11 protein-coding genes are annotated in these 14487 nt (G+C 64.7%); 10 read left to right on the forward strand and 1 reads right to left on the reverse strand.

Annotated elements, in window-relative coordinates; all coding sequences use genetic code 11:
• The first annotated feature begins 10 nt into the window (after nt 1-10).
• The 3 genes from ligD (at nt 11) to msrQ (ending at nt 4712) form a co-directional block, all read left to right on the forward strand.
• Complete coding sequence (ligD, locus tag D7325_RS09130; RefSeq protein ID WP_120995247.1) at nt 11-2551, forward strand: DNA ligase D; 2541 nt, start codon at nt 11-13, stop codon at nt 2549-2551.
• A 503-nt stretch (nt 2552-3054) separates the two neighbouring features.
• Nucleotides 3055-4068 (forward strand): protein-methionine-sulfoxide reductase catalytic subunit MsrP, encoded by a 1014-nt coding sequence (msrP, locus tag D7325_RS09135; RefSeq protein WP_120995248.1) that lies wholly within the window; start codon nt 3055-3057, stop codon nt 4066-4068.
• Complete coding sequence (msrQ, locus tag D7325_RS09140; protein ID WP_120995249.1) at nt 4068-4712, forward strand: protein-methionine-sulfoxide reductase heme-binding subunit MsrQ; 645 nt, start codon at nt 4068-4070, stop codon at nt 4710-4712. The genes msrP and msrQ overlap by 1 nt, the downstream gene beginning before the upstream one ends.
• Here the strand turns inward: msrQ and D7325_RS09145 are convergent.
• On the reverse strand, nt 4702-6336 hold the full coding sequence (locus D7325_RS09145) for a methyl-accepting chemotaxis protein (protein WP_120995250.1): 1635 nt from the start codon (nt 6334-6336) through the stop codon (nt 4702-4704). The two genes, msrQ and D7325_RS09145, sit on opposite strands and share 11 nt — an antisense overlap.
• A gap of 318 nt (nt 6337-6654) precedes the next feature.
• Here D7325_RS09145 and D7325_RS09150 point away from each other — a divergent pair, with 318 nt between their 5' ends.
• The 7 genes from D7325_RS09150 (at nt 6655) to nuoC (ending at nt 14486) form a co-directional block, all read left to right on the forward strand.
• Nucleotides 6655-7752, forward strand: coding sequence for a gluconokinase, GntK/IdnK-type (locus D7325_RS09150; RefSeq protein WP_120995564.1), 1098 nt, complete (start codon nt 6655-6657; stop codon nt 7750-7752).
• A 40-nt stretch (nt 7753-7792) separates the two neighbouring features.
• Nucleotides 7793-9070 (forward strand): TRAP transporter large permease, encoded by a 1278-nt coding sequence (locus D7325_RS09155; protein WP_120995251.1) that lies wholly within the window; start codon nt 7793-7795, stop codon nt 9068-9070.
• A 97-nt stretch (nt 9071-9167) separates the two neighbouring features.
• On the forward strand, nt 9168-10190 hold the full coding sequence (locus D7325_RS09160) for a TRAP transporter substrate-binding protein (RefSeq protein WP_120995252.1): 1023 nt from the start codon (nt 9168-9170) through the stop codon (nt 10188-10190).
• 88 nt (nt 10191-10278) lie between these two features.
• Nucleotides 10279-11298, forward strand: coding sequence for an HTH-type transcriptional regulator GntR (gene gntR, locus D7325_RS09165; protein ID WP_120995253.1), 1020 nt, complete (start codon nt 10279-10281; stop codon nt 11296-11298).
• Nucleotides 11299-11551: 253 nt separating this feature from the next.
• A complete protein-coding gene (locus D7325_RS09170; RefSeq protein WP_120995254.1) occupies nt 11552-11959 on the forward strand; it encodes an NADH-quinone oxidoreductase subunit A in 408 nt (135 codons plus the stop codon).
• Nucleotides 11960-11969: 10 nt separating this feature from the next.
• Nucleotides 11970-12644, forward strand: a complete 675-nt coding sequence (locus D7325_RS09175; RefSeq protein WP_120995255.1) for a NuoB/complex I 20 kDa subunit family protein — start codon at nt 11970-11972, stop codon at nt 12642-12644.
• Between the two features lie 60 nt (nt 12645-12704).
• Nucleotides 12705-14486 (forward strand): NADH-quinone oxidoreductase subunit C/D, encoded by a 1782-nt coding sequence (gene nuoC, locus D7325_RS09180; protein WP_120995256.1) that lies wholly within the window; start codon nt 12705-12707, stop codon nt 14484-14486.
• Nucleotide 14487 lies beyond the last annotated feature (1 nt).

The following is a 14487-nucleotide window of genomic DNA, read 5'->3' on the forward strand; positions in this document are numbered from 1 at the left end:
GTGAAGCGTCATGGCGCTAGAGGAATACAACCGCAAGCGTGATTTCGGCGCCACGCCCGAACCGGCCGGTGCCAGCCGCAGCCGTAAGGCTCAGCAGACCGAGCACGCGCTGCAATACTGCATCCAGAAGCACGACGCCACGCGCCTGCACTATGACTTTCGCCTCGAGCTCGATGGCACGCTCAAGAGCTGGGCCGTGCCGAAGGGGCCGAGCCTCGACCCGAAGGCGCGGCGGCTGGCCGTCCATGTGGAGGACCATCCGCTCGAATACGCGACCTTCGAAGGCAGCATTCCCAAGGGGCATTACGGCGCCGGCGATGTGATCGTCTGGGACCGCGGCCTCTGGGTGCCCGAGGGCGATCCGCGCGAGGGTTATCGCAAGGGCAAGCTCAAGTTCAGGCTCGAGGGCGAGAAGCTCGCCGGCAGCTGGAATCTCGTGCGCACCAAAAGCGACAGCAGCGGCAAGGAGCAGTGGTTCCTGATCAAGTCCAACGACGAGGCGGCCCGGCCCGGTGATGAATACGACATCGTCGTTGCCGAGCCCGACAGTGTGCTCAGCGATCGCACCCTCATTCCGCGCAAGCGGGGGGCTGCCAAGGCGGCACCGGCAGCGGCCAGGCAACCGGTGCGCCGCCGATCGCGAAAGGAAGAGCCGGCTGTCAGCCTGGAAGGCGCCAAGCCGGCGGCGCTGCCGGACAGCTACAAGCCGCAGCTCGCCACGCTGGTGGAATCCGTGCCTGATGGCGAGTGGTTCTACGAGATCAAGTTCGACGGCTACCGGATCATGGCGCGGATCGAGTCCGGCAAGGTCCAGCTCTTCACGCGCAACGGCCACGACTGGACTGCGAAGATGCCGGAGCAGGCCGAGGCGCTGGCCGGGCTGGCGCTCGACTCGGCATGGCTCGATGGCGAGGTGGTGGTGCTGAACGAGGACGGCACGCCGGACTTCCAGGCGTTGCAGAACGCCTTCGAGATCGGCCGCAGCGGCAACATCGTCTACTACCTGTTCGACATGCCCTATCTCAATGGCATGGATCTGTCTGGCGTGGTCCTGGAGCAGCGCCGGGCCGCGCTGCGCGCCGTGCTCGAACGGAACGAGAGCGAGTTGCTGCGCTTCTCGGACGATTTCACCGAACAGCCGGACAGCGTGCTCGACAGCGCCTGTCAGATGAAGCTCGAAGGGCTGATCGGCAAGCGGGCCGGCAGCAGCTACGTATCGCGCCGCAGCAGCAACTGGGTGAAGATCAAGTGCAAGCATCGGCAGGAATTCATCATCGTCGGCTACACCGAGCCCAAGGGCACGCGCAGCGGCTTCGGCGCACTGCTGCTGGGGCTGCACGGCGACGACGGCGAGCTGCGTTATGCCGGCAAGGTCGGCACCGGTTTCAACCAGATCACCCTTCAAAGCCTTTTCGCCCGGCTGAAGCCACTCGAGCGTGCCAAGCCGGCGCTGGCCAAGCCGCCAACCGGCGCTGACGCCAAGGGAGCGCACTGGGTCGAACCGGAACTGATGTGCGAAGTCGCCTTCGCCGAGATGACCCGGCAAGGCGTGGTGCGGCATTCGGTCTTCCACGGCTTGCGCGAAGACAAGCCGCCCCAGGCCATCACCTACGAGAAGGCCAAGCCGACGCCGCGCGCGCCGGCCGCGAAGCCGTCTGGCAGCGCGGCGAAGATCCGCATTTCCAACCCCGAACGGGTGATCGACAAGAGCATCGGCGCCACCAAGATGGAGCTCGCGCGCTACTACGCCGGGGTGGCGCCCTGGGCCTTGCCGCACCTACGCCAGCGGCCGCTCGCGCTGGTTCGCGCCCCGGAGGGCATCGAAGGCGAGCTGTTCTTCCAGAAGCACGCCGACAAGCTGACGATCCCCAACATCACGCAGCTGGACCCCGCGCTGTATCCCGAGCACGCGCCGCTGCTGGTGATCGACACGCCCGAAGCGCTGGTCGGCGCGGCGCAGATGGGCACGCTCGAATTGCACACCTGGAATGCCGTGGCGCCCGAGCTGGACAAACCGGATCGCTTCGTCCTCGACCTCGACCCGGACCCGGCGCTGCCGTGGAAACGCATGGTCGAGGCGACGCAACTGACGCTGACGCTGCTCGAGGAAATCGGCCTGCGCGGGTATCTCAAGACCAGCGGCGGCAAGGGCATGCACATCGTGGTGCCGCTGACGCCGGGCGAGGGCTGGGCGCCGGTCAAGCATTTCAGCCAGGCGATTGCACGCTACCTGGCCAAGTTGCTGCCCGAGCATTTTTCGGCGGTCAGCGGCCCCAAGAATCGCGTCGGCCGCATCTTCATCGACTACCTGCGCAACAGCAAAGGCGCCAGCACCGTCGCGGCCTATTCGGTACGCGCCCGCGAAGGGCTCGGCGTCTCGGTGCCGATCCACCGTGACGAACTGCTCGACCTCAAGGGCGCGAACCTGTGGACGATCCGCAACCTCATCGAGCGCCTGGAAGAGCAGGGCGACGACGACCCCTGGGCGGACATGTACGACATCGACCAGACGATCACCGACGATATGCGCGAGCGATTGGGGATGGGGTGATTCTGAACGGCGCGGCCGATCGTCAAGGACGCTGGCCCCGGCGGATTGTTCGCTGCGCTCCTGAATCCGCCCTACGCCGCTCAGCCGTGCCAGGTGCCGGGGCTTGATGTAAGCCGTGTGTTCGTTGCCCGGATCGCCAGCAAGCTGGCTCCTACAGAACAGCGCGGCGTCTGCTTTTCGTAGGAGCGAGCTTGCTCGCGAAGCGGCATGCACGGTGACGAACGCAGGGTGCATCGCGAAGCCGTGCACCGGGTCCGTTCCGGCGATTCAGCGCGGCAGCAACATCAGCAACGTCGTGATGGCGCGCATCAGGGGTGGCGATCCTGCTACAGCCCGTCGGCCAGCTCGACCGTTGGTGGATACCGGCCGAATCCTGCTCCGTGCCCGCATTCGGAACTGAAACAACACGAATCACGCTCGGCATGGCGAAGCACTGCCAGGCGAGTAGCATCGTGCGGGTTGTTCGAGCCGTGCCGGCGCCAACCATTGACCGCGGAGGCCCCATGCTTATCCGAGTACCGTCTGCTTCACGCTGTTCATCCGCCGACATCACGCCCGAGTCGGTCTACCTGTCGCGCCGGCGCTTCATGGCGGCGAGCGGTGCCGGCCTGGCCCTGGGGGCGTTGCCCGGCGTGGCGTTCGCGCAGGACGTCTCGCCCTACGAGGTGCCGGTCCCGGCCGAGCAGCCCACCTGGTTCACCGAGAAATTGCCTGGCGTGCAATGGCGCGCCGTGGTGCCGCTCGACGAGACGATCACGCCGTTCGAAGACGCCACGCACTACAACAATTTCTATGAGTTCGGCCCCGACAAGGGCGACCCGGCCGAGCATGCCGATGCGATGGACATCGAGCCCTGGACGGTGCAGATCGACGGAGCGGTGGAGAAGCCCGGCACCTACAGCGTCGCCGACCTGGTGCAGCCGCATCGGCTGGAGGAGCGCATCTATCGGCTGCGTTGCGTCGAGGCCTGGTCGATGGTCATCCCCTGGCTCGGCTTTCCGCTCGGCGAGCTGATTCGTCGTGCCGGGCCGACCGGCGGCGCCAAATACGTGGCCTTCGAAACGGCCGTGCTCCCCGAGGTGATGCCGGCGGTGGATTCACGCTTCAGCCTGATCGACTGGCCGTACCGCGAGGGGCTGCGGATCGACGAGGCCATGCACCCGCTGACGATCCTGGCGGTCGGCATGTATGGCCGCATTCTGGAAGAACAGAACGGCGCGCCGATGCGCCTGGTGGTGCCCTGGAAGTACGGTTTCAAGAGCATCAAGTCGATCGTGCGCCTCAGCCTCGTCGAGGAGCAGCCGTACACCACCTGGCAGAATCTGGCGCCCGAGGAATATGGCTTCTACGCCAACGTCAACCCGAACGTGGACCACCCGCGCTGGACGCAGGCACGCGAGCGCCGGCTGCCGGCCAACCTGTTCAGCACCAATGTGCGCGACACCCTGATGTTCAACGGCTATGCCGACGAAGTTGCCTCGCTGTACCAGGGCATGGACCTGGCGAAGTTCTACTGATGAAGCATCCGATCTGGCGCGCCAGCGTCTTCGTGCTCGGCTTGCTGCCACCGCTCTATTGGCTGTACCTCGGCTGGACGTCCGCCCTCGGACCGGACCCTGGGCAGGTACTGGTGGAACGGCTGGGGCAGGGCGCGCTGGTGATCCTGCTGCTGACGTTGTCGCTGTCGCCGCTGCAATGGACGATGCGCTGGACCGGGTGGGCGCACGTCAGGCGGCAGCTGGGGCTGTGGTGCTTCGCCTATGTCTGCCTGCACCTGACGGCCTACCTGCTGTTCATCCTCGGGCTGGATTGGGCGCAACTGGGCGAGGAATTGGTCGAGCGACCCTACATCATCGTGGGTGCGCTGGCCTGGCTCTGCCTGCTCGTGATGGCCGCGACCTCCAACCGCTGGAGCATGCGCAAGCTGGGCCCGCGCTGGAAGAAGCTCCATCGCCTGGCCTACGCGGTGCTGGGGCTCGGCCTGCTGCACATGCTGTGGGTGGTGCGCTCGGACATCGGCCTGTGGCTGATCTATTTCGCCTGCGGTGCGGCCTTGATGCTGATGCGTACGCCCTGGGCCAGCCGTCGCCTGAAGCAACGGCGGCGCGCTCGACAGGGCGCGCGAACGGCCGACCGTCAGCCGCCGGCCGCTAGGTTTTGAAGCGACCCACCTGCTGGCTGAGCGTTTCGGCAAGCCGGACCATCCGCTCGCTCGTCGTCCGGCTGTGTTCGGAGGCCTCGGCCGACTGATTGGAAAGCGCCTGGATGTCGCTGATGTTGCGTGCGATGTCCTCGGTCGTCTGGCTCTGTTCCTCGCAGGCGGTGGCGATCTGCGCAGCCATGTCGTTGATGCGCACCACCGAATGGGCGGCCTCGGTCAGTGACCGCTCGACGTCCGGCGCCTGACTCACGCCCTGTTCGGCGATCGCCACGCCACGCTGCATGACGCCGACCGCCTGCGCGGTCGCCGCTTGCAGGCTCTGCATCATCTGCTGGATGTCGCGGGTGGACGCCTGGGTCCGTGCGGCGAGGGCGCGCACCTCGTCGGCCACCACGGCGAAGCCACGGCCCTGCTCGCCGGCACGCGCCGCTTCGATGGCCGCGTTGAGCGCCAGCAGGTTCGTCTGTTCGGCGATGCCCTCGATGACCGACAGCACCCCGTCGATCCTGCCGGTGTCCTGCTCGAGGCGGTCGATCACGTGGGCGGCTTCGCCCACGTCGGCGGCGAGGCGGCGCAGGGCGTCCATCGTCGCAGCCACCACCTGGCTGGACACCCGGCCCTGGCGGTCCGCGTCTTCAGCCGATTGCGCCGCATTGTGCGCGTTGCTGGCCACCTCATGGATGGCGGCACTCATTTCGGTGGCGGCCGTGCTGACCTGATCGATCGCCTGGTACTGGTCATTGACCAGCGATTGCTGCCGACTGGCGATGCGATCCATTTCGAGCGAGGCATCGGTCACCTGATGGGTCGACTCGGCGACCTGGCGCACCAGACCCTGCAACTGCCCGAGGAAACGGTTGAGCGCGCCGCCGAGCTGGCCGAGTTCGTCGCGCGACGCGATGTCGACGCGGCGGGTGAGATCGCCCTCGCCATCGGCGATGTCTTCGATGCGCGCGAGCATGGAACGCAGCGGCTTGGTCACCACACCCGGGAACAGCACGATCAGCAGCGCGAACAGGCACAACCCGGCGAGCAGGGTGCCGAGCACGAGCATCTGGCCGGCCTCTGCGGCCTCGGCGGCCAGGGTGCGTTCGATGCCGACCTCTTCGTTGGTCAGGTCGGTCAGGCGGTCGATGAGGTTGCGCGCAGCGCTGAATTGCTGGAGGCCGTCACCAAAGCTCAGGTCGCCGGCCTGGTCCATGTCATCGGACGAACCGCGCTGTGCCAGGCTGATCGCACGCAGCGAGGCCTGCTGCCAGGTGGCGAATGCGCGCTCGAACTCCGCGGCGAGCGCGCGGCCGCGTTCGGAGTCGGTGCTGCGGGCATAGGCCTGGATGCGTTCATGCGCCTGCTGGCTATTGGCGCGATGCTCGTCAAGAAGCCCCGGTTCGAGCACGCCGGCGACGATCGCCCGTTCGGCGGCCTGGGCCTGATAGAGATCGCGGTCGGCCTCAAGTAGCGTCGTGCTCTGTGGGAGCAGCTCTTCGGCGACATGCCTCAGGCGCTGTTGCAGGTCGGCAACCGTTCGGTAGGCCAGCGCACCTTCGACCAGAAACAGCAGGGCAAGAAAGAGGAGGGGGAGCGTCAGTTTCCAGCGGAAACTCAAGTTGTAGAAGGACTGCATGGGGACACCGTGGCTGTGCGAGTGGTTCGCGTTGGGCAGTCACTTCCATGTCGACCGGTATGCCCCTTCTATCGGCAGGGATTTGCAAGGCTGTAGGGGAGTCGCGCGTTGGCTGGGGCCGTTGAGCCGATCGCTTCGGATTGACAGGCTCGGCGCGCCTGAAGAATCCCCAAGGCAGGGTTGACACGCAGGATGTTAGCGCTACCATTCGGCCAACAATCACAAGACAGCGCAGCATTCCAGCTGCCGGGATCGATCATGCAGACGCCCGAAGCGCCCAACCTCACCGCTCCGAGCCCATCCCGCGCCCTCGTCGTCATGGGCGTGAGCGGATGCGGCAAGACAGAAACCAGCCTTGGCGTCGCCCGATGCCTGGGTTATCGCCACATCGAAGCCGACCATTTCCACTGCCCTGAAAACGTCGCCCGCATGAAGGCCGGCACGCCGCTGAGCGACGCCGATCGCGTGGTATGGCTCGATCGGCTGATCGTCGAAATGCGCCAGGCGCAGGCGGACGGCGAGGGCTTCGTCCTGGCCTGCTCGGCGCTCAAGCGCAGCTACCGGGACCGTCTGCGTGCGGCGGTACCGGAATTGTGTTTCGCCCATTTGGTGGTCGATTACGAGACAGCGCTCGACCGTGTCGGCGCGCGGCCGGGCCATTTCATGCCCATTTCGCTGGTCGACAGCCAGTTCGCCACGCTTGAGTCACCGGAAGGCGAGGCGGGAGTGCTGTCGGTCGATGCGACGCGCCCGGTCGACGAGGTCGTCCAGACCATCTGCACCTGGATGCAGCGCCAGACGCCGGGGGATGCCATTCAGGCGCAGGTGGCCCTTTCCGCCGCCGCGACGCCGCAGGATGTTAGCGCTAACGCCGCTGAGCAGGCGCCGGAGCTCACGGTGCCGCCCCTCTATACGGGCCGCCTCGCGCAGACGCTCGACAAGCTCACCGATGGCTTCATGGCGATATTGCTGGCCGTGATGGTCATCGCCGTCTTCGCCAATGTGGTCGGCCGCTACGTATTCGATGCGGGCTGGACCGGGGCGGAGGAGCTGTCGCGCCTGGCCTTCGTCTGGCTGGTGTTCGTCGGCGTCGCATCCGGGATGCGGCGTGGCGAGCTGATGAGCTTCACGCTGCTGCGGGACAGGTTGCGCGGCGTCGCGCAGCGGGTGGTCGATACCCTGAGCTGGCTGCTGGTGGCGGTCGTCAGTTTCCTCAGCGCGTGGGGCGGCTGGTACCAGGTCAAGTACGGCTGGGGCAATGAAAGCCCGGTGCTGGCGTATCCGGTGGTGCTGGCGATGGTGCCGATCCTGGTGAGCATGGGCGCGCTCGGCGTGCTGGCACTGCTGCAGGTCGTCCAGACCTGGCGTCGCCAGGCGCCGCCGCGCGCCGCGAGTGCAAACGTCACCGCCGACTAGGCATAACAACAAGACGGGCACTGCCCGCGAGGTTTCCTGCATGACTGTCGTCGTCTTTCTTTCGTCGCTCCTCGGCTTCATGTCGTTCGGCATGCCGATCGCCTTCGCACTGCTGCTGACCGGCGGCGTGCTGATGTGGTACCTGGATTTCTGGGACGTGCAACTGCTGGCGCAGAATCTCAAGGCCGGCGCCGACAGCTTCCCGCTGCTAGCCGTGCCGTTCTTCATCCTGGCCGGCGAGCTGATGAACGCGGGCGGAATTTCCCGCCGCATCATTAACATGGCGCAGGCGTATTTCGGCCACCTGCGTGGCGGATTGGGTTACGTCGCCATCGCGGCGTCGGTTCTGCTGGCCAGCATGTCCGGCTCGGCGCTTGCCGACACCGCCGCGCTGGCCACCTTGCTGCTGCCCATGATGCGCGAACGCGGATATCCGCTGGGCTCGTCCGCCGGTCTGGTTGCGGCGGGCGGGATCATCGCGCCGATCATTCCGCCGTCGATGCCCTTCGTCATCTATGGCGTAGTGACCAATACGTCGATCAGCCAGCTGTTCCTGGCCGGTCTGGTGCCGGGCCTGATCATGGGCGCCGGACTGGTGATCGCCTGGACGCTGATTTCCCGCGGGATGACCGAGCCCTTGCCGCCCAAGGCGACCAAGGCGGAGCGCCGCCGCTCGCTGATCGACGGGGCGGCCGCGCTGATGCTGCCGGTCATCATCGTCGGCGGTCTGCGCGGCGGCCTCTTCACGCCGACCGAAGCGGCCGTTGTCGCGGCCGTCTACGCGCTGCTCGTGTCAGTGCTGCTGTACCGGGAACTGAGCTGGCAGGCGCTGGTGGAGGTGCTGACCCGCGCGAGCCGTACGACGGCGTCGGTCATGTTCCTCTGCGCGGCGGCGACGGTGTCCGGCTACATGATCACGCTGGCCCAGCTGCCGGCGGAAATCGCCGCGTTGCTCGGCCCGCTGGCTGACCATCCGCGCCTGCTGGTCGCCGGCATCATGCTGCTGATGGTGGCGATCGGCATGGTGCTCGATCTCACGCCGACCATCCTGATCCTGGGGCCGGTACTGGCGCCGATCGCGGCGGGCGCGGGGGTCAATCCGGTCTACTTCGGCGTGATGTTCGTGCTGATCGGCTCGATCGGGCTGATCACTCCGCCGGTCGGCACCGTGCTGAACGTCGTCGGTGGCATCGGCAAGCTGCGCATGGAGGTATTGGTGCGCGGCGTGATGCCTTTCTTCCTTATTTACCTGATGGTCGTGGCGCTGCTGGTGGCATTCCCCGCGATCGTCACGGTGCCGCTCGAGTGGCTGCACTGAACCCGGCTTGCGACCGGCCGGCAAGGCTGCCCGGTCGCCAAGAGGCTTCCTCGGAAGCGATTTCGTCCCTGTCCAACAACAACAAAGGTACCGCCACATGAAACGCTCGCTAATCGCCTCGTTCGCGCTTGTCACGCTATCAGCCATGGTCAGCCTCAATGTCCAGGCCGCAGAGGATGATGTGCGTTCGCGCATGATCCGCTTCGGCTACGGCCTGAACGAAGACAGCAACCAGGGCAGGGCAGCCAAGCTGTTCGCCGAGGAAGTCGCCAAGGCATCCGATGGCAAGTTGAAGGTCCGCACCTTCGGCTCCGCCAGCCTCGGATCGGACGACCAGATGCAGAATGCGCTGATCGGCGGCGCCCAGGAAATGATGGTCGGCTCCACTGCGACGCTGGTGGGCATCACCGAGGAAATGGCCGTCTGGGATACGCCGTTCCTCTTCGAAAACGAGCAGCAGGCCGACGCCGTGCTCGACAGCGAAGTCGGCCGCAAGATCATGGACAAGCTCGAAGAGAAGGGCCTGGTCGGGCTCGTCTACTGGGAAAATGGCTTCCGCAACATGACCAACAACGTTCGGCCGATCGAGAAGATCGAGGATTTCGAGGGGATCAAGCTGCGCGTCATGCCCAACCCGGTCTTCATCGAGACCTTCAAGCTGCTCGGTGCCAATGCCGTGCCGCTGCCATTCTCGGAATTATTCACGGCGCTCGAGACCAAGGCGGTGGACGGCCAGGAAAACCCCTTCAACACCATCCTGTCGTCGAAGTTCTATGAGGTTCAGGACTACCTGACCATCACCAACCACGTCTACAGCCCCTGGATCGTCACGGCGTCCAAGCGCTGGTGGGATGGGCTGTCGCAGACCGAAAAAGACATTCTTATGGAGGCGGCCGCCAAGGCGAGGGACTTCGAGCGCCAGGACACCCGTGCCGAAGGCGCCAAGGCGCTTGCCGCGTTGAAGGAAGAGGGCATGAAGGTCAACAAGATCAGCCCCGAAGTGACGCAGCAGATGCGTGAAAAGGCGCAACCGGCGATCCAGAGCGTCATCGATCGTGTTGGCGAGGATCTGTTCCAGGAAGTCCAGGCGGAACTGGAGAAAGCCAAGGCCGCCCAGTAAGGGGCAGGAGAGCAGGGCGCTGCCCTGCTCATGACCGGCGCCATCCGGCGGTTTGCTAGGATGGCGCTCCTTTCCGTCGAGCACCTTCATGACTCAACGCCGCCGCCGCGCACCGGAGCGCGTCACGCTGTCGGACGTCGCACGCGCCGCCGGCTGTTCATTGATGTCCGCCTCACGCGCACTGTCCCAGCCAGCCCTGGTGTCCGACAGCTTGCGTGAGCGGGTCGAAAAAGCCGCCAAAGAGCTGGGCTATGTGCCGCATCCCGCCGCCCGCAGCCTGGCAAGCGCACGCTCGAACCTGGTCGCCGTGGTTATTCCGTCGCTATCCAACGCCGTGTTCGTCGACATGATCGAAGCGGCACAACATGTGCTCATGCCAGCCGGCTTCGAACTGATGATCGGCGTGAGCCATTACCGCCCCGAAGAAGACGAGCGCCTGCTCAAGGCCTACCTGGCGCATCAGCCGGCGGGGCTGCTGGTGACTGGGTTCGAACGCAGCGAAGCGGCGCGGGAGCTGCTGGCCAGCTACAGCCGGCCGATTGTGACCCTGATGGAACTCAGCCAAACACCGGACGATTGCTGCGTCGGGTTTTCCCAGCTCGATGCAGGCGCCGCCATGACCAGGACGCTCATCGAGCGTGGTTACCGTCATATCGCATTCGCCGCGGCGCAGCTCGATCCGCGCACGCTGCAGCGCGCCGAAGGCTACCGCCAGGCAATGCGCGCCATTGGGCGCCATGACCCGGCGCTCGAGCTGCTGACACCGGAGCTGTCATCGATCGCGCTCGGCGCCGAGCTGCTCGATCGATTGATCGCGCGCCAGCCGCAGGTCGACGCGATTTTCTTCAACAACGACGACCTGGCACTGGGTGCGCTGTTCCGCGCGCGGCAGCTCGGCATCGAGGTACCTGGGCGTTTGGCCGTGGCCGGCTTCAACGATCTGCCAGCCGCCGCCTGGATGCATCCGTCATTGACGACGGTGCGAACGACCCGCGCGCAGATCGGCGAACTGGCGGCGAAGATGCTGCTGGACCTGATACGCGGCAAGCAGCCGACGGCACGGCAGATCGACGTGGGCTTCGAAGTCATCGTGCGCGAGAGCGCTTGATGGCCAGGTGGCACTTGCTGGCTCAGTATCTGAGTTCGCATAATCTATATTATGTTAAATCACATAACCGACCAGACCGCGGTGCTCATCGCCATCGGTTAGGAAATTTCTTGCACGGCGTCAAAAAGCCCTACTTTTTGATTTGACGCATGTACTTACAATGTTCAGCGGCCTACAATCGCGCACCATTAGAATCGCGACGCACTGTCGCAGTCGCGAACCGTGAACAAGCCGTTCCGCAAAGGAGTCCGGCATGCCTGATCTACTTCAGCCCCACCACTGGGGCTTCGCTGTCTTCCTTCTCGGCGTCCTGGCGCTGTGCGCGTTCATGCTCGGCGTATCGAGCCTGCTCGGCAGCAAGGCCTGGGGACGCAGCAAGAACGAGCCGTTCGAATCCGGCATTCTTCCGACTGGCAGCGCGCGCCTGCGCTTCTCCGCCAAGTTCTATCTCGTTGCGATGCTCTTCGTCATTTTCGACGTCGAAGCGCTCTATCTGTTTGCCTGGGCTGTCTCGGTGCGCGAAAGCGGCTGGGCGGGCCTCATTGAAGCTACCGTATTCATAGCAATTCTGTTGGCAGGTCTTGTCTACCTTTGGCGGATTGGAGCGCTCGATTGGGCGCCTGCAAGCCGTCGCGAGCGACAGGCGAAGCTAAAACAATGAGGCTCTCCACATGCAATACAAACTTACCCGGATCGATCCGGATGCGGTCAATGACCGTTATCCGATCGGCCAGCAGGAGGCTGTCGCCGATCCGCTAGAAGGACAAGTCCATCGCAACATCTTCATGGGCAAGCTCGAGGATGTGCTGAGTAATGCGGTCAACTGGGGTCGAAAGAACTCCTTGTGGCCGTACAACTTCGGCCTGTCGTGCTGCTATGTGGAGATGACGACGGCCTTCACCGCGCCGCATGACATCGCCCGCTTCGGTGCGGAAGTCATACGCGCATCACCACGCCAGGCCGACTTCATGGTCGTTGCCGGCACCTGCTTCATCAAGATGGCGCCGATCATCCAGCGTCTGTACGAACAAATGCTCGAGCCCAAGTGGGTCATCTCGATGGGTTCGTGCGCCAATTCCGGTGGTATGTACGACATCTACTCGGTCGTTCAGGGGGTCGACAAGTTCCTCCCCGTGGACGTGTACATACCGGGCTGCCCGCCCCGCCCCGAAGCGTTCCTGCAAGGTTTGCAGCTGTTGCAGGAGTCCATCGGCAAGGAGCGTCGACCGCTGTCCTGGGTCGTCGGTGATCAAGGCATTTACCGTGCCGAGATGCCGTCGCAAAAGGAACAGCGACGCGAACAGCGCATCCAGGTTACCAACCTGCGCAGCCCCGACGACGTGTGATTCGCAGCCCGCATGCGGGCTGCTGCTCACCTTCACGTTGAACCGAAAGCGACCGAGATCATGACCGCAGACAGTGCTCTGTACATCCCGCCTTACAAGGCTGACGACCAGGATATCGTCGTCGAACTGAATGCCCGCTTCGGCGCGCAAACCTTCACGCTTCAGCCGACCCGCACCGGCATGCCGGTGCTCTGGGTACCGCGCGAGCGACTCATCGAGGTGCTGGCTTTCCTGCGTCAGGTAAGCAAGCCCTATGTGATGCTCTATGACCTGCACGGCGTCGACGAGCGTCTGCGCACCCACCGCCAGGGATTGCCGGCGGCCGACTTCAGCGTGTTCTATCACCTGATGTCGCTCGAGCGTAACAGTGACGTGATGATCAAGGTGGCGCTGTCGGAACGCGACCTGAACCTGCCCACGGCCACGTCCGTCTGGCCGAATGCCAACTGGTACGAACGCGAAGTCTGGGACATGTTCGGCATCAACTTCGAAGGCCATCCGCACCTGATCCGAATGCTCATGCCGCCGACCTGGGAAGGCCACCCGCTACGCAAGGACTACCCTGCCCGCGCCACCGAGTTCGATCCGTTCAGCCTGACGGCCGCCAAGCAGGACCTCGAGCAGGAAGCGCTGCGCTTCAAACCCGAGGACTGGGGCATGAAGCGCGGCAGCGAGCACGAGGACTACATGTTCCTCAACCTTGGCCCCAATCACCCGTCAGCGCACGGGGCGTTCCGCATCATTCTCCAGCTCGACGGTGAAGAAATCATCGATTGCGTGCCCGAGATCGGCTACCACCACCGCGGCGCCGAGAAGATGGGCGAGCGCCAGAGCTGGCACAGCTACATTCCCTACACCGACCGCGTGGACTACCTGGGCGGGGTGATGAACAACCTGCCCTACGTCCTGGCCGTGGAAAAGCTCGCAGGCATCAAGGTGCCCGACCGTGTCGATTTCATCCGCGTGATGATGGCCGAGTTCTTCCGCATTCAGAACCACCTGCTCTACCTCGGCACCTATATCCAGGACGTCGGCGCGATGACGCCGGTGTTCTTCACCTTCACCGACCGCCAGCGTGCCTACAAGGTGATCGAGGCCATCACCGGCTTCCGCATGCATCCGGCCTGGTACCGCATCGGCGGTGTCGCCCATGACCTGCCTCGCGGTTGGGACAAGCTCGTCCGCGAGTTCCTCGACTGGATGCCCAAGCGCCTCGCGGAGTACGAAAAGGCCGCGCTGAAAAACAGCATCCTGCGCGGTCGCACCATCGGGGTGGCCAGCTACAACACCAAGGAAGCCCTGGAATGGGGCGTGACCGGTGCAGGCCTGCGGGCTACCGGGCTCGATTTCGATCTGCGCAAGGCGCGTCCCTACTCCGGTTACCAGCATTTCGAGTTCGAGGTGCCGTTGGCCGTCAACGGTGACGCCTATGACCGCTGCATGGTCAAGATGGGTGAGATGCGAGAAAGCCTGCGCATCATCGAACAGTGCCTCAAGCACATGCCCGAAGGGCCTTACAAGGCCGATCATCCGCTCACCACGCCACCGCCGAAAGAACGCACGCTGGAGCACATCGAGACGCTCATCACCCACTTCCTGCAAGTGTCCTGGGGACCGGTGATGCCCGCCAACGAAAGCTTCCAGATGATCGAGGCAACCAAGGGCATCAACAGTTATTACCTGACCAGCGACGGCAGCACCATGAGCTACCGCACCCGGATCCGGACGCCCAGCTTCCCTCACCTGCAACAGATCCCGTCAGTCATCCGCGGCAGCATGGTCGCCGACCTGATCGCCTATCTGGGCAGTATCGATTTCGTCATGGCCGACGTGGACCGTTGAT

The organism is Stutzerimonas urumqiensis, from assembly GCF_003640395.1.
Taxonomy (GTDB): Bacteria; Pseudomonadota; Gammaproteobacteria; order Pseudomonadales; family Pseudomonadaceae; genus Stutzerimonas; species Stutzerimonas urumqiensis.